Below are 19040 nucleotides of genomic sequence, written 5' to 3'. Positions count from 1 at the left end.
ATATCTGAGTGTCATGAAACAGATTGCATTTGCCCTTGCTTTAACACTGGCTGCTCCGGCGGCCTGGGCGGCGGACAAGCTTCCGCTGTCGCAGATATCCAACTATCTGAATGGTTTGAAAACGGTTCAGACAACATTCACTCAGGTCAATGATGACGGGTCGCTGAGTACCGGTAAGCTGTGGCTACAGCGACCGGGAAAAATGCGGTTTGAATACGACCCGCCCAGCAGTGCGGTTGTTGTCGCTCGGTCTGGCAGCGTCAAGATATTCGATCCTAAATCGAACCAGCCGCCCGAACAGTACCCTCTGAAGCGCACTCCGCTATCTTTGGTTTTGGCGCGGAACGTGGACCTTGGCCAGGCGAATATGGTTGTGGGACATAGTTTCGACGGAACGGCCACAGTTGTGACGGCTCAAGATCCTAAAAACCCGGAATCGGGTCGTATCGAACTTATGTTCACGGGCGATCCGGTCGAGCTTCGCAAATGGGTGATCCATGACAACGCAGGCAGCCAGACCACAGTATTGTTGGGACCGCTGGCGGAAGGTGGTCGCCTGGATCAGGACTTGTTTTCCAGCAAGGAAAGGCGCGGGTCAGACAATCGCTGACCCGTCAGACCTGTCTTAGTATCTGCAGTTGGTCAGTTGTGCCTGATACAGTTGCGCGCGGGAATCCACATCATTGGCCACGTTTAGCAACCAGGACTTGTTGTTATAGCTGCCCCTTGCATAACCGGTGTGACCTTCGTGATAGGCCAAATACTGATTGCGGGTGTCAGCAAGGTGAATTCCATTCCGCTCGGATGACTTGTTCATGTACCAACCGATAAAGTCAGATGCATCACGGATGCGATCCCGTTTGGCGCGGCGCTTTCCGGTTTCCTGTTGATATTCATCCCAGGTTCCGTCCAGCGCCTGGCTGAAGCCATAGGCGCTGCTTTGCCGGCCCATAGGGATCACGCCTAAAACGTAACGATGCGGTGTGCGCGCATCGTGGCGGTATCGGCTTTCCTGATAGATTGTTGCCATCTGGACGTGTACGGGTACGCCCCACTTTCGTTCCGTGCTTTTGAACGCCTTGATGAAATCCGGACGTTCGCGCGCAATGCTGCATGCATCATTCAGTTTGCTGGGCGGTCGTTGTGATCCACCCCCACAGGATGCCAAAAGCAGCACCCCGAAGAGTACGATAAGAATTCTGCTCATGTGCCTCGTGCCTTTTTTCTTTATTCTAGCGCAGATTGTGGTCTGAGGGAATCACATTCGTCATAAAACGATGGCCAAAGCAGCCGATCCGTCAGGCGCGGACACGAAAGCAGACGCCATTTCCTTCGTTACAAATCGGGGCCGGACCGCTGATGGGTAACGTGACCTAACGTCACCCTGACAAAACCAATCCTTGTCATCAAAAAACCAGTCCCATGTCCTTGCACACTGTCAGTCAGAGGTTCACAGACTGTTTCCCTGAATTGCAGATCAATGATTGGATTTTGTACCCGGAACGGGGTAGTAACTGCTTTGGGGGCAGAATTAATGCTGAAGACACAAGCCAAGTACCGCCTGGGTCAGGTGGTTCGCCACAAAAAACATCCCTTCCGAGGGGTGATTTTTGACGTGGACCCCGAGTTTTCAAACACAGAGGAATGGTACGAGGCGATCCCGGAAGACAGTCGGCCGATCAAGGACCAGCCGTTCTACCATCTGCTGGCCGAGAACGATCAATCCTTCTATGTAGCTTATGTTTCAGAACAAAATCTGATCGCCGACCAATCTGGCGAGCCTGTTGAGCATCCCGATATTCCCAACATGTTCGGGCCCTTTGAAGATGGTGGATATCCACTGCACTTTCACCTCAACTAAAACCCGTGTGCATCGCGTTTCAAGGCGGTTTCCGTTAGTAACCGATGGCGCAGCCGTCTTTGCGCGGGTCACTCGCACCTTCCAGAACTCCATCCTCGCGGATTCGGATTGACTGTGCGCCACCTAGCGGTGTTTCCAATTCTTGTATATTGTGCCCCATTTTTGACAATTGTTTCGATGCCTTGCCCGAATAGCCGCGCTCTAGTTTTAGGACGGGTCCGTCTGCAAAAGCGCGGGGGGCGTCAATGCTCTCCTGCAGATCAAGGCCGAAATCGGTAAGGTTGGACAGAAAACGCGCATGTCCGGTTGGCTGATAGGCTCCGCCCATAACTCCAAATGGCATCATCACCCGGTCGTTTTGGCGAAGCATACCTGGGATAATCGTATGCATTGGACGTTTCCCACCACCAAATTCATTGGGATGACCCGGCTGCAAGGTAAATCCAGCCCCCCGGTTCTGCAGAAGGATTCCGTATTTTTCGGACGCAATGCCCGAGCCAAAGCTGTGGAATATAGAATAGATCAAGGACACGGCCATCCGATCACGGTCTACAACAGTAATGTAAACAGTGTCCTTATGGATCGCTTCGGTCAGCGGTGCCGGTGCGGGCATCGCGCGTTTTGGATCGATCAGGGCGGCAAGCTTATCTGCCGTCTTTTTGTCCAGGAACCGCTCCGACATATCGGTGTGATCCGGATCAGCGATGAAACGATTTCGTGCGTCATAGGCCAATTTCGTGGCCTCAGCCTCGATATGCACCCGCTCCGGGCCAAACGGATCCATGTTTTGCAGATCGAAATGCTTGAGAATGTTAAGCAACAGAATAGCCGTTGCGCCTTGTCCGTTGGGCGGATGCTCTACAAGTTCGATGCCTTTGTAGTCTCCGCTTATGGGGTCTGCGACCGAGCATCTGGTGTTCCAAAAATCCTCGGTCGTATGAACGCCGCCCATTGAAGCCAAGACTGCGATCATGTCTTGCGCGATCTCGCCCGAATAGAAGGCATCGCGCCCGTGGCGGGCGATCTGGCGTAACACTTCTGCCTGTCCTGATGCGCGAAAAATCTGTCCTGTTTCTGGTGCTTTTCCATTGATCAAATAGTGTTCTCTGGCTGTGCCCTGCAGCGTCGGGGCACCAATCTGCCAGTCAAACGCCACTCTGGGGGCAACTGGCACGCCCTGTTCCGCATAGTGAATTGCTGGATGCAAAAGGGCTTCCAGCCCCAGGCGCCCCTCAGTCTCTGCAAGGTGACAAAAGGCGTCCACTGCACCGGGAATATTGACGGCGTCCGCGCTGCTCAAAGGAACGGAGGCAAGATCTTTGTCCCGCAAGTGCTGTGCCACAGCATGTTTGGGCGCGCGACCCGACCCATTCAGGCCGCGTATGTCGCTTTCGCCCGCCCGATTGAAGAGAACGAAGCAATCTCCGCCCAAACCGGTCATTTGTGGTTCACAAATTCCAAGCAGGACAGCACCGGCAATCGCAGCATCCATCGCATTACCACCCTGGCCGAGAACATCGATTGCCACTTTTGCGGCCAGCGGGTGCGATGTGGCGCACATCCCTTCGGTTGCCAAAACCTCTGACCGACCTGGTTTGTGCAAATCACGCATGGTGCATTCCCTTCGCATTGACGTGGCGAAGGTATATCGCGGCCATGTTTTGTCCAGCTATTTCAAGGGAGAAGTTCCTCGGCGCCGTTCACTGGGTGGGGGCTGTGATTCGTGGCGCCGAGGGAAGCTATTTGAGCTACAAGAGGAGTCATGAAGGTTGTTTGAGGCGCTACAATGGTTCGAAAATGGCCTTATTGTGACTGCCTGCACCAAGCTAACTGAGTTCTGCGAAGTCAAACCGCAAGGACAATCGGTTGCATCCTTTGCGACGCTCGTATCGGATATCACTGGTCAATTCATGAATGAGGTACCATCCAAACCCGCCTTCCGGCAGATCCTGCAGGGTCGTATCAACGGAGGCTGGCGCTCCATCGGGGGGATGCAATCCCGGCAGTGGATTGCCTGTGTCCGAGATCAGAATATCCAGTCGATCCCGGTCCAACCGGCATGTGACCTGTACTTTGGCCGGTGCGATGCCAGCATAAGCATGTTCGACGACATTGTTGATTGCTTCGGCCAGTGCGATCTTCACCTCATCCGATTTCTTCACAGGTAAGCCCTGATCGGACAATCCGGTACTAAGCTGTTCAATCCCGGCACTGGCCTCGGTTTCCGTTGCGGGAAAGCTCAGCTCCAGGCAGGTCTTGTTAGAAATTGGATTCACGCCCGTCCACTCCTGCTAGGGGTCAGTCAGCGGTGGCTGACAATGCGTCGTCCAATGTTGCGAACAACCGGAACACTGTGTCCATGCGCGTCAGTCTGAATACTTTTTCGACGACCGGCTGAGGTCCTGCCAAATCCAGTTTTCTATTATCCCCCAGCTGCTTCATTGACGCGACAATCGCGCCAAGGCCACTGGAATCGATAAACTCCACGCCTGCGAGATCGAGAACAACGCGGTCTGTCCCCGAATCGGTTTCGCGGCGCATGTCTTCTTTGAACTGTATGGCCATTGCGGCGTCGATCCGGTCGGAATGAACCGTGATAATCTGTGTCACGCCAGTGGTTGTGCTGGTCAGCCCCATGTTCGACTGCCCTCCAAACTGAAATTGCGTCGTAGAAATACGCTAGACGGCAAATCTTACCATTCGGTATTCAAGAGGCGACAACAGAAGGAATACCGGGATGAAAGAAGTCGTGATAGCAGGGGCCGCCCGTACACCAATGGGCGGGTTTCAGGGTGTCTTTGATGGCGTCACTGCGGCTGAGCTTGGCGGCAGCGCCGCCAATGCGGCCTTGCAGCAGTCCGGTGCCCGGACAGTTGATGAAATGTTGATGGGGTGCGTTCTTCCGGCAGGTCAGGGTCAAGCGCCTGCGCGTCAGGCCGGTTTTGCGGCAGGTCTGGGCGACGAGGTTCCAGCCACCACGCTCAATAAGATGTGCGGTTCGGGCATGAAGGCGGCGATGATTGCCTTTGATCAGATCGCGTTGGGCCATACCAACACGATGATCGCGGGCGGGATGGAGAGCATGACAAACGCGCCATACCTGCTGCCGAAGATGCGTGGCGGAGCACGTATTGGCCATGGTCAGGTGGTTGATCACATGTTTCTCGACGGGCTGGAGGACGCCTATGACAAGGGTCGCCTGATGGGCACGTTTGCCGAGGACTGCGCAGAAGCCTATCAGTTCACGCGCGAAGCACAGGACGAATACGCCCTGCAATCGCTGTCAAACGCATTGGCCGCGCAAGACAGTGGTGCGTTCGAAGGTGAAATTACACCCTTTGTCGTGCGAACTCGAAAAGGTGACCTAACGCAAGAGATTGATGAACAGCCCAAATCCGCGCGGCCCGAGAAAATACCGACCCTTAAACCGGCCTTCCGGAAAGATGGAACGGTTACAGCCGCCAATTCTTCCTCCATCTCAGACGGGGCCGCTGCGCTTGTTTTGGCCTCCGCGGAGGTAGCCGAAGCTCAAGGTTTGAACGTCCGCGCCCGCATTCTGGGACACGCCAGCCATGCGCAGGCCCCGGGCCTGTTCACCACTGCTCCGGTTCCTGCAGTGCAAAAGCTGCTGGACCGCATTGGATGGACGAAAGAGGATGTTGATCTGTGGGAAGTCAACGAGGCTTTTGCGGTCGTTCCAATGGCCTTCATGCATGAAATGGGCCTGCCAAGGGATAAGGTCAACGTGAACGGCGGTGCCTGCGCATTGGGGCATCCAATCGGCGCATCCGGTGCCCGGATCATGGTGACGCTTTTGAATGCGCTGGAAAAACGCAACCTCAAGCGGGGCGTCGCCGCGATTTGTATTGGTGGTGGGGAAGGTACAGCCATCGCCATTGAACGCGTTTGACCCTTTCCCTGTTTCGCAATAGTTCGGGGAGACTTGACCGTGCGGCTCAGGAAAAGGGCAGTGCCCGGCCCCTCAGCGAAACAGGTGCACACATGACGATCGACTATGACACGCTTGCCAATACCATCGCTGCCCTGACCGAGGGCGAAACGGACGATGTCGCGCTGATGGCGACGATTGCCTGTGAGGTGCACCATTCCGACGCGCGGTTCGATTGGACCGGATTTTATCGCGTCACCGAACCCGGTCTATTGAAAATAGGCCCCTATCAAGGCGGTCACGGCTGCCTTGTGATCCCGTTTGATCGCGGCGTGTGCGGGGCGGCCGCCCGCACGGGTGAAGTGCAGCTTGTTGCCGACGTCGATGCCTTTCCGGGCCACATTGCCTGTGCATCCTCGACCCGGTCCGAGCTGGTTCTACCGGTCCGGAACGCGACTGGCGAGGTTGTCGCGGTGTTTGATATCGATAGCGATCAGCCAGATGCTTTTGACGAGATAGATGCAAGCGCGCTGGACAGTATTCTGTCTTCAGTTTTCGCCCGACAGGTCTAAAACCTATAGTGCTTTGCGCCTGATCATACCTATTTCGCTGGAAAACTCACGACGAACACGTAGATCATGGCTGCTTGAAGGGCAAAAATCCCCAGCACCCACATCGTGAATCCGCGCTTGCGGGTTTTGTGCTGGAACATCCAGCGACCCAGAAGGGCTGCGGGGCTGCCTCCAAGCGCGGCCAGCCAGAGCAGTCTGCGCTCAGGAACCCTGCGCCTGCGTCGTCTTGAGCGCGCCTTGTCCCATCCAAAAGCCAGCAAGGTCAGGACATTAATCGTCCAAAGATAAATTACCGAAATCCACATGCCAGACGATTAAACGTCTGGATGACACGCTGCAAATGAAAAAGTGCTTTGAAATTTCACGGTTTTGCCTCATCGTGAAAAACAGATAGAAAATTTCATGAGATTCGGAGCGGTCAGTGAACAGCCAGGCCTCAACCAGCGCCACACTCGGAGCGGATCTGCGCGCCTTGCGCAAGGCACGTGGGTTGACCCTGACCGAGATCGCAGCGCGGTTGGACCGGTCGGTTGGTTGGCTCAGCCAGGTCGAGCGTGACATGTCCGAACCTTCGATCTCGGACCTGCGGCTGATCGCTGAGTGTCTGGGCGTGCCGATGTCGATGTTGTTTGCGCATTCTGCCGCGCCTGCGGATGAGCAAGGATACATCGTCCGGGCAGGGTCACGCCGGCCAATGGGGTCAAATGAGGAAGGCTTGATCGAAGAATTGCTCTCACCCGATCTGACCGATGACTTTGAGATGGTGTATTCCACCTTTGAACCGAACTCTCGCATGCAGACCCCAGCAAATCGGCCGACGCAGGAAGTGGGATACATGATCTCGGGCAATCTGGATCTTAATATTGGAGAGCGTAAATTCACCGTTGGGCCCGGTGACAGCTTTCGGATCCGACACGAACCCTACCAATGGTCGAACCCATTCTTCTCTCCAGCTGTGGCCATCTGGGTCATTGCCCCGCCGGTGTACTGATGAGCTTCGAGGCCTGGACCATATTCGCGCTATTCTGGGTGGTGTTCGTCACCACACCGGGGCCGAATGCGGTCAACTGTATCTCGAACGGGATGAGCTTGCCGCTTTCCAAGGCGATGCTGGGTGTGCTGGCGATCCTGACACAGGCCAGTGCATTCCTGATCCTTTCCGCGCTGGGTGTGACAGCCCTGATCGCGGCGTCACCAACCGGATTCTTCGTTGCAAAACTTGTTGGGGCCGGGTTTCTCATCTGGTTGGGTCTTCGTGGCTGGATGAACGCTGGAAAACCGGCACCCGCCTCGGAGCGCCCCTCGCGGCAGGTTTATCTGCACGCCTTGGCGGTTGCGACGATCAACCCCAAAAGCGTTGCCGGATACCTGGCGGCATTTTCCCAGTTTGTGCAACCAGACGTGCCGATCTGGGAACAGATGGTTGTGATCATGCCGACCGCGCTGGTGATCACGACGCTCAGCTACACAGGGTTCACGGTATTGGGCGCTATGATGGGCAAAGCAGCGCTAGGGGCGGTGTTCAATACCTGGGTGCGTCGGGCGATGGCGGCCTGTTTCATCATCTACGGTGTGTTGCTGGGGACCAGCAACGCACCCATTTCAAAGGGGTAATCACATGCATTCAGGCTCATGCCTCTGCGGTTCGGTTGCGTTTGTAATTGACGGCGATCTTTCCGCACCATCGGCGTGCCATTGCGGCCAATGCCGCAAACAATCGGGCCACGTCTGGGCCTCGACCGGTACCCATCAGGACAATCTCAGCTTTTCTTCGGACGAAACGCTGAGTTGGTTCCGCGCCTCAGATATCGCGCGCCGTGGGTTCTGCGAGGCCTGCGGATCGTTCCTGTTCTGGCAGCGCAATGATGAAGATACGATTTCAATTTCCATGGGCGCGCTGGACGAACCTACCGGCCTGAAACTCGCCCGGCACATCTTTGTAGCCGACAAGGGCGATTACTACGACATCAAAGACGACCTGCCTCAAGAGGCACAGTAACAGGGAACTAAACGCATGAGTGATTTTCCGACGAAAGCCCGCGTGGTCATCATCGGTGGTGGTGTGGTGGGGACCTCCTCGCTCTACCATTTGGCAAAGAAAGGCTGGACCGATTGTGTTCTGCTTGAAAAGAACGAATTGACCGCAGGCTCGACTTGGCACGCGGCGGGCAACGTGCCGACCTTCTCGACCTCTTGGGCGATCATGAACATGCAGCGCTATTCGACCGAGCTGTATGCGCGTTTGGGCGAAGAAGTCGACTACCCTATGAATTACCATCAGACCGGCTCGATCCGTCTGGCGCATTCGAAAGAGCGGGTGCAAGAGTTTGAGCGCGCTTTGTCTATGGGCCGCTATCAGGGTATCCCTATGGAGATGTGGACCCCGGAGGAAGCGAAAGAACGTTATCCGTTCCTCGAGACGCATGACCTTGAAGGTGTCCTATATGATCCAACCGATGGTGATATCGATCCTGCGCAGCTGACGCAGGCACTGGCCAAAGGCGCGCGTGATCTCGGGCAGAAGATCCTGCGCTTTACACCTGCAACCGGCGTGACGCAGCGCGACGATGGATCTTGGACCGTGCATACGGACAAGGGTGACATCGATTGCGATTATGTCGTGAACGCTGCCGGTTACTACGCGCAGCGTGTGGGTGAGTGGTTCAAGGCTTTTGGCGGCCGCACCGTTCCGGCCATGGTCATGAGCCACCAGTACCTGTTGACCGACGAAGTTCCAGAGATCGAAACATGGTCCAAAGAGAACGGCGGCAAGAAACTACCACTGCTGCGTGACGTAGACATCTCGTATTACTTGCGGCAGGAAAAGAACGGCTTCAACCTTGGCCCCTATGAACCCAACTGCAAGGGCCATTGGATGACCGAAGATGATCCGATGCCCGAAGATTTCTCGTTCCAACTGTGGAATGACGATCTGGATCGGATCGAGGACATCATGACCGACGCGATGGAGCGGGTGCCGTTGATGGCAACCTCGGGCGTAGGCCGCGTGATCAACGGACCGATCCCCTATGCACCGGATGGGTTGCCGCTGATCGGACCGATGCCGGGTGTCCAAAATGCGCTCGAGGCACACACCTTTACCTTCGGGATCGCGCAGGGCGGTGGCGCTGGCAAAGTTTTGGCCGAATGGATCATCGATGGCAGCACTGAATGGGATATGTGGGCCGTCGATCCGCGCCGGTATACCGACTACACCGATCAGGACTATTGCAACCAGAAAGGCATGGAAGTTTACGGCAACGAATACGCCATGCATTTTCCCCACCACGAATGGCCTGCAGCGCGGGACAAAAAGCTGTCTCCGATACATGCCAAGATCAAAGAACGGGGCGGTGTCATGGGCGCCTATAATGGCTGGGAACGCGCCAATTGGTTCGCGCAACCCGGCGATAACACCTCGCTTGAGGCGACCCACACCTGGGGCCGTACTGGTCCGTGGGAGCAGCGGATTAAAGAGGAATGCGAGGCTGTGCGCGACCATTGCGGCGTTCTGGATTTGCCGGGCTTCTCGCGATTCATGGTCAAGGGAGAGGGCGCCGCTGAGGCTTTGCGAGGTCTCGCAACCGGAGGTCTGCCAAAGGTTGGCCGGATGAACCTCATCTATGTCTCTGACAATCGTGGGCGCATCCTGACAGAGATGTCCTGTATCCGTCTGGCTGAAGACGAGTTCATGATGATCACCGCAGCAACGGCGCAATGGCACGACCGTGACATCCTGATGAACGCAATGCCTGCCAGCGTATCTATTGAGGACGTGACAACGACGCGCGATACGCTGATCGTCACCGGTCCGAATTCGCGTAACGTCTTGTCTAGCCTGACCGATGCAGATTTGACTTCGGGGTGGTTGACCCACCAGTCCGCCACTGTTGCGGGTCAACCTGCATACCTGATCCGCGTTTCCTTTGCCGGTGAGCTGGGCTGGGAGGTGCATGCCCTGAACGATCATATGCCTGCGATCTATGACGCGATTATTGATGCTGGTGCCAGGCCGTTTGGCATGTACGCTCTGAACTCGCTGCGCATAGAAAAAGGCTATCGAGCGTGGAAGGGTGACCTGTCGACCGACTACTCGCTACTGGAAGGCGGTCTGGAACGCTTCGTCAAACTCGACAAACCGCAAGACTTCCCCGGCAAGGCAGCGATCCTGAACGAAAAGCAGCAGGGCGTAAAAAAGGCCTTTGTCACCATGACCGTTGATGCAGGCGATTGCGATGCGCCATATATGTCATGCATTTGGCAGAATGGCGAGATTGTAGGCGAGACAACGTCAGGTGCCTGGGGATACCGGGTTGGCAAATCGATCGCGCTGGGCATGATCAAGGCCGATCTGGCAAATCCAGGCACTGAACTGGAGATCGAAATCTACGGTCAGAAGTGCCGCGCCGTGGTAGAGCAGGATCAACCGCTTTGGGATCCCGAGAACGAGCGGTTGCGCGCTTAGACTCTCAGGGAGGCCACCATGAGCAAACGATACTCCATTTTGGGACCCGGTGAGGGTCCCAACTATGATTGGGAAAACGATCATACGTTTGTCAAAGTGTCCGGGCAGGACACGGATGGCGCTTACACGCTCATGGAAGACAATCTGAAGGCCAGCTTTGCGCTTGGCCTTCATCGCCACGACACCCATGCCGAGACGTTTTATTTCCTTGAAGGTGAAGTTGATTTCTACGTCGACGGAGACTGGCACCGATGCAGCAAAGGGACCACTATGCATGTCCCACCAGGGATAGCGCATGCCTGTCGTGTAGCCGGTCATGCACCCGCGAAGATGCTGATGATCTTTCAGCCATCGGGGTTTGACGGTTTTCTGGCGGAACTGGCAAAGATGAGTAAGGCCGATTTTGCGGATGAGGCAAAGATGGCTGACCTGAACGTCCGCTACGATATCGTGCCAATGGGCCCAGTTCCGTCTCATCCCGATGATGAGGGCTGAGTGATGGCACCCTCTGCAACCATGTCTGGTGTTTACCTCACACGCCACGGCGGGCCGGAGGCGTTGGAATGGCGCGATGACATTCCCGTTCCCCAGCCCGGGCCGGGTCAGGTGCTGGTCCGGGTGGCTGCTGCCGGGGTAAACAACACTGATATCAATACGCGGGTGGGCTGGTATTCGTCGGATGTGACCGGCGCAACAGATGCGGTTGATCAGGATGTTGAAGCGGGCGGCTGGGGCGGGGCCCTACAGTTCCCGCGTATTCAAGGCGGTGATCTGTGCGGTATCGTTAAGGCTGTTGGAACAGATACTTCCTTCGAGCATGGGCAGCGCGTGACCTGCCCAATCAACCTGCCGCGCCCACGGCCCGGCAACTCGCGTGGGTTTATCGCTCTGGGTTCAGAAATTGATGGGGCGTTCGCGCAGTATTGTCTGGTTGAGGCGGATGACCTTTATGATGTGTCCGCTTCGCCCCTGTCTGACGTTGAAATCGCGGCAATTCCCTGCGCGTTCGGGACCGCCGAGAACCTATTGACACGGGCTGGCGTCGCCGCCGGGCACAAGGTCTTGATCACTGGCGCTTCCGGAGGCGTTGGACTGGCGGCGGTACAACTGGCTGCTTTGCGCGGTGCGTCCGTCTGCGGTGTGACCGGTGCGGCCAAAGCAGAAGTGGTCAAATCACAAGGTGCTGTTTCGACTTTCGAACGCGACGCTTCCATCCCAAAGGACATGTTCGATGTCGTGATAGATGTGGTTGGCGGCGCTGCATGGTCTGGCCTGATCCTCGCGCTGAAGTCAGGCGGTCACTATGCCGTTTCTGGTGCCATTGCCGGGCCGATCGTCGAGGCAGATCTGCGCGATATCTACCTGCGCGACATAACCATTCACGGCTGCACTCATCAGTCGCCCGAGGTTTTTGGCCGCCTGGTAGAGTTGATGAATGAAGGGCGGATCAAACCATTGATTTCGCGCACCTACCCCCTGCAGGACATCGCCAAGGCACAAGAGGTTTTTCAATCCAAAACGTTGCCCGGAAAGCTGGTCCTGATCCCTTAAGGAGTCGTAAGATGGCAGATATTACTCTTTTGGATGGCTCAGTTGGGCAAGAACTGGTCAAGCTCAGCGGTGACAGACCCACGCCTCTTTGGTCGACCAAAGTTATGATGGACCATCCCGAACTGGTTCAAGCCGTTCATGCCGAATACTTCCGTCGTGGCGCGACAGTTGCCACAACCAACACCTATGCGGTCCACCGGTCGCGTTTGGTGCGTGAAGGATTAGAGGATCAGCTAGAGACGTTGATCGACACGGCCGTGTCCCAAGCTCGGGCAGCACGTCCGGACACGCATGCCCGCATTGCCGGGGCACTTGGGCCTTTGCTGGCGTCTTATCGACCGGACCTGAAACCCGATCCCAAGGATGCCGCCGAAAAGTTCGCCGAATTGGTCAGGTTGATGGAGGATGGAGTCGATCTGTTTTTGATCGAAACCGTGTCTTCAGTGCTTGAAGCCGAAGGTGCCTTGCGAGGCACGGCAAATTGCGCAAAGCCAGTTTGGCTGGCCCTGTCGGTCATGGATGAAGACGGCACATGTTTGCGTTCGGGCGAGGCGCTGGGCGACATCGCGCCACTCGTTGCGCGATACCGGCCTGACGCTTTGCTGATAAATTGTTCGCGGCCCGAGGCGATTCCGGCTGCCTTGCAGATCCTCGCAGGGATGGGATTGCCGTATGGTGCCTACGCCAACGGGTTCACACATATCTCGTCGGGATTTCTGGAAGATGCACCCACCGTCGACAGTTTGGATCAGCGTCAGGATCTTGGCCCGGAGCCATACGCAGAACATGTCATGAACTGGATCGCGCAAGGGGCGACCATTGTCGGCGGGTGTTGTGAGATTGGTCCCGATCACATCGAGGTTTTGTCCAAAAAGCTTCGATTGGCCGGGCATCGGATCGTCTGAGGACGGCGCATGGCAGCCCAAGCACCTCCCGCTGGTTCAGAGCAACCTCAGGAAACCTGGAGCTTCGACGTTCTAGTGGCACCAGGTTTTGTTTTGCTGGAAGTGGCCTCGCTGGTGGATGTCTTGCGTCTTGCCAACCGTGTTTGCGCTGCGCCTCCGTTTAGGTACACGTACCGATCCCTGCGCGGTGGTCCGGTCGCCAGCAGCAGCGATGCCACGGTTTCAACCGAATGCGTGCCATCGCAGCCAAAGGCCGATTACCTGTTTGTCATCGGCAATTCGGACCCTGATCAATCTGATCTGTCGCTGGGGCGGATCGTTTCAGATTATACCTATCGCGGTGCCCAGGTTTTTCTGCTGGCAGAAGCCGCCAGCCGATATATCGACGAACAAGGTACTGCCGACCTGGCAACGCATTGGGAAAATGCCTTTTTCCTTCGTGAGCGTGGGGCGGGCTTCGAGGCAAAGCTATCAATTGCCACCGAACAGGGTGGCGTTGTGACCTGCGCGGGCATGGGCGCGACGGCTGACATCGCCTTGGCGGTGATCGGTCGGCATATTTCAGGGCCTGCAAAGATGACGGTTGCCGATATCATGCTGCACGAGAACATCCGAGATTTCTCATCCATGCAGCCGTTTTCTGGCGCGAAAACAACCGCTACCGGAGATGCGAAGCTGGATCAGTGTATCAAGCTGATGCAGGCGAATATCGAAGATCCCGTGCCAATCCACCAGATCGTCAAGGATCTGCACCTGTCGAACCGATCACTAGAGCGTAAATTCAAATCCTTCTTCGGCACGACCCCGAATGGATTCTATCGGGAAATGCGGTTGGCCAAAGCTAACAACCTGCTGTTGAACACGACGATGAGTGTGCGGGAAATTGGGTTGGCCTGTGGTTTCCCCAACGGATTCTCTTCGGTCTACAAAAGCGTTTTTGGCATCACACCGTTTGTGATGAGGCGGGAAAAACGACAAGCGTCTCAAAGGTGATTTTCGCCGACACGCTGACGTTTTTGATAGGTTTTCTGTCGATCTTTCGTGTCATTCAGGACGAAACCTGACAAAGCGGAGTCGTCAGAATGGTTGATCTTCCCAACAAGGCCCGTGTGGTCATCATTGGTGGCGGCGTCATCGGATGCTCAGTCGCCTACCATCTGACTAAAAAAGGTTGGACGGATGTTGTGTTGCTGGAACGCAAGCAACTGACCAGCGGTACAACCTGGCACGCTGCGGGTCTGATCGCCCAGCTGAGGGCGACGGCGAACATGACCAAACTGGCGAAATACAGTCAGGAACTCTATGGCGCGCTCGAGGAAGAGACGGGCGTGGCCACGGGCTTTAAACGGTGCGGGTCGATCACCGTTGCCCTGACCGAAGAGCGTAAGGAAGAAATCTATCGTCAGGCCGCGATGGCCCGCGCTTTTGGTGTCGAGGTTGAAGAGATTTCCAACGCGCGTGTGGGCGAGCTGTATCCGCATTTGAATCTGGAAGATGTGAAAGGCGCTGTCTACTTGCCGTTGGACGGGCAGGGCGATCCGGCCAATATCGCGCTGGCCCTGGCGAAGGGCGCGCGGCAGCGGGGCGGGATCGTCAAGGAACGTGTGAAGGTCGCTGACATTGTCAAAGATGGCCGCAACGTCACTGGCGTGGATTGGGTCGCGGATGATGGCAGTGCTTCGGGCCACATCGAGTGTGATATGGTGGTCAACTGCGCCGGAATGTGGGGCCACGAGGTGGGTCGCATGGCCGGGGTCAACGTTCCGCTTCACGCGTGCGAGCACTTCTACATTGTGACCGAAGGGATCGATGGGCTGACTCAGCTGCCCGTGCTGCGCGTGCCGGACGAATGCGCCTACTACAAGGAAGACGCGGGAAAAATCCTGCTGGGCGCGTTTGAACCCAACGCCAAGCCCTGGGCGATGAACGGCATTCCCGACAGTTTCGAGTTTGATCAATTGCCCGAAGATTTCGATCATTTCGAGCCGATCCTTGAAGCCGCCTGTACCCGGATGCCGATATTGGCCGAGGCGGGTATTCATACCTTCTTCAATGGCCCGGAATCATTCACGCCGGACGATGCCTATCATTTGGGGCTGGCGCCCGAGATGGATAATGTCTGGGTCGCTGCGGGCTTTAATTCGATCGGTATTCAATCCGCCGGTGGCGCAGGTATGGCACTGGCCGAGTGGATGGATTTCGGCGAGAAACCTTTCGATCTGGGCGATGTGGACGTCAGCCGAATGCAGCCGTTCCAGGGCAACAAGCAGTATTTGTTCGAACGCTCGAAGGAGACGCTGGGCCTATTGTATGCCGATCACTACCCGTATCGCCAGAAAGCCACCGCGCGCGGCGTACGTCGGACCCCATTCCATCACCAGTTGAAGGAACAAGGCGCGGTGATGGGCGAGTTGGCCGGTTGGGAACGCGCAAACTGGTTCGCCGATGAGGGCCAGGAGCGTGAGTACAAATACAGCTGGAAGCGTCAGAACTGGTTCGAGAATTCGGCGGCCGAGCACCGCGCGGTGCGTGAAAACGTGGGCATGTATGACATGTCTTCGTTCGGCAAGATCCGCGTTGAAGGACCTGATGCCGAGGCGTTCATGAACTACATCGGTGGCGGCGATTATTCGGTGGCCAAGGACAAGATCGTCTACACCCAGTTCCTCAATAGAACAGGAGGGATTGAGGCGGATGTGACGGTGACCCGTCTGGCCGAAACGTCTTATTTGGTTGTCACCCCAGCGGCGACCCGATTGGCGGACCAGACCTGGATGATGCGCCACGCCCGAAACTTTAACGTGGTCATCACTGATGTCACCGCAGGTGAAGGTGTTCTGGCTGTTATGGGTCCCAATGCGCGGGCGCTGCTGGAAAAAGTCTCGCCCGCTGATTTTTCGAACACAACCAACCCGTTTGGCACTGCGCAAGAGATCGAGATCGGCATGGGCCTGGCCCGCGCGCATCGCGTCACCTATGTGGGTGAGCTTGGTTGGGAAATCTACATGTCCTCCGACATGGCAGGACACGTGTTTGAAACGCTGCACGAGGCAGGCCAGGACATGGGGCTGAAGCTGTGTGGTATGCATATGATGGACAGTTGCAGGATTGAAAAAGGTTTCCGCCATTTTGGCCATGACATTACGTGCGAGGATCATGTGGTCGATGCCGGGCTTGGCTTTGCAGTCAAAGTCGATAAGGGCAGTGATTTCATCGGGCGTGAGGCCGTGATTGCGCGCAAGGAAAGTGGGCCCAAGAACCGTTTGGTACAGTTCAAGTTGACCGATGCCGAGCCGCTGTTGTTTCACAACGAACCAATCGTGCGGGACGGCGAATATGTGGGTTACCTCAGCTCGGGCAATTACGGCCATACTCTGGGCGGTGCGATTGGCCTTGGCTATGTGCATTGTGAGGGCGAAAAAGCTGCTGATGTGTTGGCGTCAACCTACGAGATCGATGTCTGCGGCGTGAAGGTCAAAGCCGAAGCGTCGCTGAAGCCGATGTATGATCCGAAATCAGAACGCGTGAAGGTCTAACCCAACGCGATGACGAACTGGTCGAGGCGCATATGCGCCTCGTTTCCACTGTCATGTGCTGGTCTGCCAAGGACCCATCACATTTCTTGATGCCCGACTTCACGGATTTCACAGTTCCCAACAGGAGATGATCTGCCGTAAAGGTCTTTGGTATCAACCGGAGACGCGCAATGGCCAATACGCCCAAACAGCCTCAGAACGAGGATACGCCAAAGGGCTTACTCCTGGCTGTAACCGCTTACGTGCTTTGGGGTTTTCTGCCGATCTACATGAAGGCGATGGAACATATCGGACCGGTTGAGGTCGTGGCCCATCGCATCCTCTGGTCGGTTCCTATCGCGGGATTGCTGTTGGTCGCCCTTGGCCGCACAGGGGATGTCAAAGCTGCGATCAGGAACCCGGGGATGCTGGGCATGGCCGCGTTGACGGCCATGTTGATTTCCGTGAATTGGGCGATTTATGTCTGGGCGATCACGTCAGGGCACGCGCTGGACGCAGCACTAGGGTACTATATCAATCCGCTGTTCAGTATCGCGCTAGGTGCGATCCTGCTGCGCGAGCCATTGAATCGCACACAATTGGTGGCTGTTGGCTTGGCGGCACTTGGCGTTCTGGTGCTGGTGCTTGAGGCCGGGCGATTGCCGTGGGTCGCGCTTGGCCTGATGTTTAGCTGGGGGTTCTATGCGTTTTTCAAACGCTCGCTTCCCATAGGTCCCAACCAAGGTTTTTTGTTAGAAGTTCTGATCCTTCTGATCCCGGCATTGGCCTATGTGACATGGTTAGGTGCGCAAGGCACTGGTCATTTTGGGGTGGTCAGGATGGACACCATGCTTCTAGCGGGCGCGGGTATCGTAACCGCGGTTCCGTTGCTGGTGTACGCAAATGGGGCAAAGCTGGTGCGCCTGTCCACAATGGGCATCCTGCAATATATAGCACCAACAATGATTTTCATTACCGCAGTCGCCGTGTTTGGCGAGCAAATTGACCGGGGTCGCATGATTGCATTCCCACTGATTTGGTCGGCGCTTGTGGTCTACTCAATCCCGATGATCCGGCAAGCCCGGGCTCAGACCTGAAGCAGCAGGCGCGCCGCCTCTTCAGCCCAGAGCGCATAGGTTTTTGGGCTGGGGTGATACCCGTCAGGGGCAACCAGTGCCGGGTCATCCGGCAGATCGAGCGTCAGATGCCGAACTTGCGGGTAGGTGTCAGCGATCTGCTGCAGTCCTTGATCCAACCGCGCGGCCTGACGCCCCAGAACCCAGGCCAACGGCTGCGGTAAGGCGGGAAACCGACCCATCTGCGGCACAGCTGTAACGACAACCCTGCGCGCGCCCAAAATGCCAGTCAGGACATTTACGAGCCGCGTTTGCCGTTCGATGAACTGCTTACGCGTTACTGCGCGGGTCACATCGTTCACGCCAAGCGCGGTCACCACGACATCGAACGGGTCGTGAAGCGACTGCAGGCGTTCAATCGTGTCTTGGGTGGTATGGCCGGTCGTGGCCTCAAGGCGCCATTCGACCGAATGGTGTTTGGCCAGTTGTCCCACCAAATGCCCCGACAGGGCCTGCGCCTGTGTCCCCGCGCCAACCCCGGCTGCCGAACTGTCGCCCGCGATCAACAAACGCAGACGAGGTCCACGCCCTGCGCGCCCCTGCCTTGGGCCTGTTGGTTCCGGCAGCAACTGTGCTTTGCGCCGCACGGACAGGCCTTGCGCGGCAAGCACGGGCAACAGTGGCAATCGTAGAATCTGATCAGCGGCAATTCGACCGGGCATGATCAGCTTAGGGCGTTTTTGAATTCCAGGAACCGGACATCGGTCATCACCCGCGCCATCATCGCCTCACGCAGGGCACCGATGGTTTTGTAGGGACGCATGACAACCTCAAAGGTCTGCACCAGGCCGTCGTCGTTCAACGTGATCAGATCTGCACCAACCGCGTCTAGATCACCGACCTTGCACTGAAACTCCAGCGCCCAGTCCTTGCCGTTACCCATAATCCGACGATAGCTGAAATCCGAGAAAACCTGTCCAACATGGCCCAACACGGCCGCCACTGGCGCGCGGCCCGTCCAGGTGCTGTAATAGGTCGGCGGCATGAACCGGACATCTTCTGCCAGAAGCTCTGAAATCTGGGATTCGTCGCCTTTGGCAACGACCTCTTGCAGTCGTTCGATGGTCGGGTGCATGGCCTCTCCTTTTTTGCTGGTGCGAGAGTTGCCTAAGGTCGGCCTGCAGGCAAGGACGACGTTGCGAGAGG

At 56.6% G+C, this 19040-nt stretch carries 21 protein-coding genes; 14 read left to right on the top strand and 7 right to left on the bottom strand.

The annotated features are described in order from the left end of the window. Positions 1–13 precede the first annotated feature (13 nt). The gene (locus tag D9K61_RS15145; protein ID WP_120634037.1) at positions 14–610 is read left to right on the top strand and encodes an outer membrane lipoprotein carrier protein LolA; all 597 of its coding nucleotides are present in this window, start codon (positions 14–16) and stop codon (positions 608–610) included. A 15-nt stretch (positions 611–625) separates the two neighbouring features. Here D9K61_RS15145 and D9K61_RS15140 read toward each other — a convergent pair whose 3' ends face one another. After that, positions 626–1207: a lytic transglycosylase gene (locus D9K61_RS15140; RefSeq protein ID WP_120634036.1), complete on the bottom strand. Its 582-nt coding sequence runs from the start codon at positions 1205–1207 to the stop codon at positions 626–628. A 327-nt stretch (positions 1208–1534) separates the two neighbouring features. Here D9K61_RS15140 and hspQ point away from each other — a divergent pair, with 327 nt between their 5' ends. Further along, positions 1535–1861, top strand: a complete 327-nt coding sequence (gene hspQ / locus D9K61_RS15135) for a heat shock protein HspQ (protein ID WP_120634035.1) — start codon at positions 1535–1537, stop codon at positions 1859–1861. A 34-nt stretch (positions 1862–1895) separates the two neighbouring features. Here hspQ and D9K61_RS15130 read toward each other — a convergent pair whose 3' ends face one another. The 3 genes from D9K61_RS15130 to D9K61_RS15120 form a co-directional block, all read right to left on the bottom strand. Further along, a complete protein-coding gene (locus D9K61_RS15130; RefSeq protein ID WP_120634034.1) occupies positions 1896–3473 on the bottom strand; it encodes a gamma-glutamyltransferase family protein in 1578 nt (525 codons plus the stop codon). Positions 3474–3687: 214 nt separating this feature from the next. Further along, the gene (locus tag D9K61_RS15125) at positions 3688–4137 is read right to left on the bottom strand and encodes an ATP-binding protein (RefSeq protein ID WP_254055793.1); all 450 of its coding nucleotides are present in this window, start codon (positions 4135–4137) and stop codon (positions 3688–3690) included. 22 nt (positions 4138–4159) lie between these two features. After that, positions 4160–4498, bottom strand: coding sequence for an STAS domain-containing protein (locus D9K61_RS15120; RefSeq protein ID WP_120634033.1), 339 nt, complete (start codon positions 4496–4498; stop codon positions 4160–4162). Between the two features lie 100 nt (positions 4499–4598). Here D9K61_RS15120 and D9K61_RS15115 point away from each other — a divergent pair, with 100 nt between their 5' ends. Beyond that, complete coding sequence (locus tag D9K61_RS15115; protein WP_120634032.1) at positions 4599–5771, top strand: acetyl-CoA C-acyltransferase; 1173 nt, start codon at positions 4599–4601, stop codon at positions 5769–5771. A gap of 92 nt (positions 5772–5863) precedes the next feature. After that, a complete protein-coding gene (locus D9K61_RS15110; protein ID WP_120634031.1) occupies positions 5864–6322 on the top strand; it encodes a GAF domain-containing protein in 459 nt (152 codons plus the stop codon). A gap of 29 nt (positions 6323–6351) precedes the next feature. Here the strand turns inward: D9K61_RS15110 and D9K61_RS15105 are convergent, their stop codons facing one another. Beyond that, the gene (locus D9K61_RS15105) at positions 6352–6627 is read right to left on the bottom strand and encodes a DUF1294 domain-containing protein (RefSeq protein ID WP_120634030.1); all 276 of its coding nucleotides are present in this window, start codon (positions 6625–6627) and stop codon (positions 6352–6354) included. A 116-nt stretch (positions 6628–6743) separates the two neighbouring features. Here D9K61_RS15105 and D9K61_RS15100 point away from each other — a divergent pair, with 116 nt between their 5' ends. The 10 genes from D9K61_RS15100 (at position 6744) to rarD (ending at position 17855) form a co-directional block, all read left to right on the top strand. After that, positions 6744–7313 carry a helix-turn-helix domain-containing protein gene (locus D9K61_RS15100; RefSeq protein WP_120634029.1) on the top strand — a complete coding sequence of 190 codons (570 nt, stop codon included), beginning with the start codon at positions 6744–6746 and terminating at the stop codon, positions 7311–7313. Further along, on the top strand, positions 7313–7936 hold the full coding sequence (locus D9K61_RS15095; RefSeq protein ID WP_120634028.1) for a LysE family translocator: 624 nt from the start codon (positions 7313–7315) through the stop codon (positions 7934–7936). Before D9K61_RS15100 ends, D9K61_RS15095 begins: the two co-directional genes overlap by 1 nt. A 4-nt stretch (positions 7937–7940) precedes the next feature. Then, a complete protein-coding gene (locus D9K61_RS15090; protein ID WP_120634027.1) occupies positions 7941–8321 on the top strand; it encodes a GFA family protein in 381 nt (126 codons plus the stop codon). A 15-nt stretch (positions 8322–8336) separates the two neighbouring features. After that, on the top strand, positions 8337–10787 hold the full coding sequence (locus D9K61_RS15085) for an FAD-dependent oxidoreductase (protein ID WP_120634026.1): 2451 nt from the start codon (positions 8337–8339) through the stop codon (positions 10785–10787). 18 nt (positions 10788–10805) lie between these two features. After that, entirely contained in the window at positions 10806–11282 is a 477-nt protein-coding gene (locus D9K61_RS15080; RefSeq protein ID WP_120634025.1) for a cupin domain-containing protein, read from the top strand. 3 nt (positions 11283–11285) lie between these two features. Then, positions 11286–12338 (top strand): zinc-binding dehydrogenase, encoded by a 1053-nt coding sequence (locus D9K61_RS15075; RefSeq protein WP_120634024.1) that lies wholly within the window; start codon positions 11286–11288, stop codon positions 12336–12338. A gap of 11 nt (positions 12339–12349) precedes the next feature. Next, positions 12350–13243 (top strand): homocysteine S-methyltransferase family protein, encoded by an 894-nt coding sequence (locus D9K61_RS15070; protein WP_120634023.1) that lies wholly within the window; start codon positions 12350–12352, stop codon positions 13241–13243. Positions 13244–13252: 9 nt separating this feature from the next. Beyond that, positions 13253–14236, top strand: a complete 984-nt coding sequence (locus D9K61_RS15065) for a GlxA family transcriptional regulator (protein ID WP_120634022.1) — start codon at positions 13253–13255, stop codon at positions 14234–14236. Positions 14237–14325: 89 nt separating this feature from the next. Next, on the top strand, positions 14326–16779 hold the full coding sequence (locus tag D9K61_RS15060) for an FAD-dependent oxidoreductase (RefSeq protein ID WP_120634021.1): 2454 nt from the start codon (positions 14326–14328) through the stop codon (positions 16777–16779). 170 nt (positions 16780–16949) lie between these two features. Then, the gene (gene rarD / locus D9K61_RS15055) at positions 16950–17855 is read left to right on the top strand and encodes an EamA family transporter RarD (RefSeq protein WP_120634020.1); all 906 of its coding nucleotides are present in this window, start codon (positions 16950–16952) and stop codon (positions 17853–17855) included. Here rarD and D9K61_RS15050 read toward each other — a convergent pair. Together D9K61_RS15050 and D9K61_RS15045 are read right to left on the bottom strand one after the other, a co-directional pair. Beyond that, positions 17846–18556, bottom strand: coding sequence for an SGNH/GDSL hydrolase family protein (locus D9K61_RS15050; RefSeq protein WP_120634019.1), 711 nt, complete (start codon positions 18554–18556; stop codon positions 17846–17848). The genes rarD and D9K61_RS15050 overlap by 10 nt on opposite strands. A gap of 2 nt (positions 18557–18558) precedes the next feature. Then, positions 18559–18969, bottom strand: coding sequence for a nuclear transport factor 2 family protein (locus D9K61_RS15045; RefSeq protein WP_120634127.1), 411 nt, complete (start codon positions 18967–18969; stop codon positions 18559–18561). Between the last annotated feature and the right edge of the window lie 71 nt (positions 18970–19040).

The organism is Ruegeria sp. EL01 (assembly GCF_900313035.1).
GTDB lineage: Bacteria > Pseudomonadota > Alphaproteobacteria > Rhodobacterales > Rhodobacteraceae > Ruegeria.
The sequence above is the reverse complement of the archived record's forward strand: the minus strand, read 5'-3'. Positions and strand labels throughout refer to the sequence as shown.

What these genes read in the sequence shown, in the direction of transcription:
- D9K61_RS15145 (WP_120634037.1), top strand. Translation starts at nt 14, where the DNA reads ATGAAACAGATTGCATTTGCCCTTGCTTTAACACTGGCTGCTCCGGCG.
- D9K61_RS15140 (WP_120634036.1), bottom strand. Translation starts at nt 1,207, where the DNA reads ATGAGCAGAATTCTTATCGTACTCTTCGGGGTGCTGCTTTTGGCATCC.
- hspQ (WP_120634035.1), top strand. Translation starts at nt 1,535, where the DNA reads ATGCTGAAGACACAAGCCAAGTACCGCCTGGGTCAGGTGGTTCGCCAC.
- D9K61_RS15130 (WP_120634034.1), bottom strand. Translation starts at nt 3,473, where the DNA reads ATGCGTGATTTGCACAAACCAGGTCGGTCAGAGGTTTTGGCAACCGAA.
- D9K61_RS15120 (WP_120634033.1), bottom strand. Translation starts at nt 4,498, where the DNA reads ATGGGGCTGACCAGCACAACCACTGGCGTGACACAGATTATCACGGTT.
- D9K61_RS15115 (WP_120634032.1), top strand. Translation starts at nt 4,599, where the DNA reads ATGAAAGAAGTCGTGATAGCAGGGGCCGCCCGTACACCAATGGGCGGG.
- D9K61_RS15110 (WP_120634031.1), top strand. Translation starts at nt 5,864, where the DNA reads ATGACGATCGACTATGACACGCTTGCCAATACCATCGCTGCCCTGACC.
- D9K61_RS15105 (WP_120634030.1), bottom strand. Translation starts at nt 6,627, where the DNA reads ATGTGGATTTCGGTAATTTATCTTTGGACGATTAATGTCCTGACCTTG.
- D9K61_RS15095 (WP_120634028.1), top strand. Translation starts at nt 7,313, where the DNA reads ATGAGCTTCGAGGCCTGGACCATATTCGCGCTATTCTGGGTGGTGTTC.
- D9K61_RS15090 (WP_120634027.1), top strand. Translation starts at nt 7,941, where the DNA reads ATGCATTCAGGCTCATGCCTCTGCGGTTCGGTTGCGTTTGTAATTGAC.
- D9K61_RS15085 (WP_120634026.1), top strand. Translation starts at nt 8,337, where the DNA reads ATGAGTGATTTTCCGACGAAAGCCCGCGTGGTCATCATCGGTGGTGGT.
- D9K61_RS15080 (WP_120634025.1), top strand. Translation starts at nt 10,806, where the DNA reads ATGAGCAAACGATACTCCATTTTGGGACCCGGTGAGGGTCCCAACTAT.
- D9K61_RS15075 (WP_120634024.1), top strand. Translation starts at nt 11,286, where the DNA reads ATGGCACCCTCTGCAACCATGTCTGGTGTTTACCTCACACGCCACGGC.
- D9K61_RS15070 (WP_120634023.1), top strand. Translation starts at nt 12,350, where the DNA reads ATGGCAGATATTACTCTTTTGGATGGCTCAGTTGGGCAAGAACTGGTC.
- D9K61_RS15065 (WP_120634022.1), top strand. Translation starts at nt 13,253, where the DNA reads ATGGCAGCCCAAGCACCTCCCGCTGGTTCAGAGCAACCTCAGGAAACC.
- D9K61_RS15060 (WP_120634021.1), top strand. Translation starts at nt 14,326, where the DNA reads ATGGTTGATCTTCCCAACAAGGCCCGTGTGGTCATCATTGGTGGCGGC.
- rarD (WP_120634020.1), top strand. Translation starts at nt 16,950, where the DNA reads ATGGCCAATACGCCCAAACAGCCTCAGAACGAGGATACGCCAAAGGGC.
- D9K61_RS15050 (WP_120634019.1), bottom strand. Translation starts at nt 18,556, where the DNA reads ATGCCCGGTCGAATTGCCGCTGATCAGATTCTACGATTGCCACTGTTG.
- D9K61_RS15045 (WP_120634127.1), bottom strand. Translation starts at nt 18,969, where the DNA reads ATGCACCCGACCATCGAACGACTGCAAGAGGTCGTTGCCAAAGGCGAC.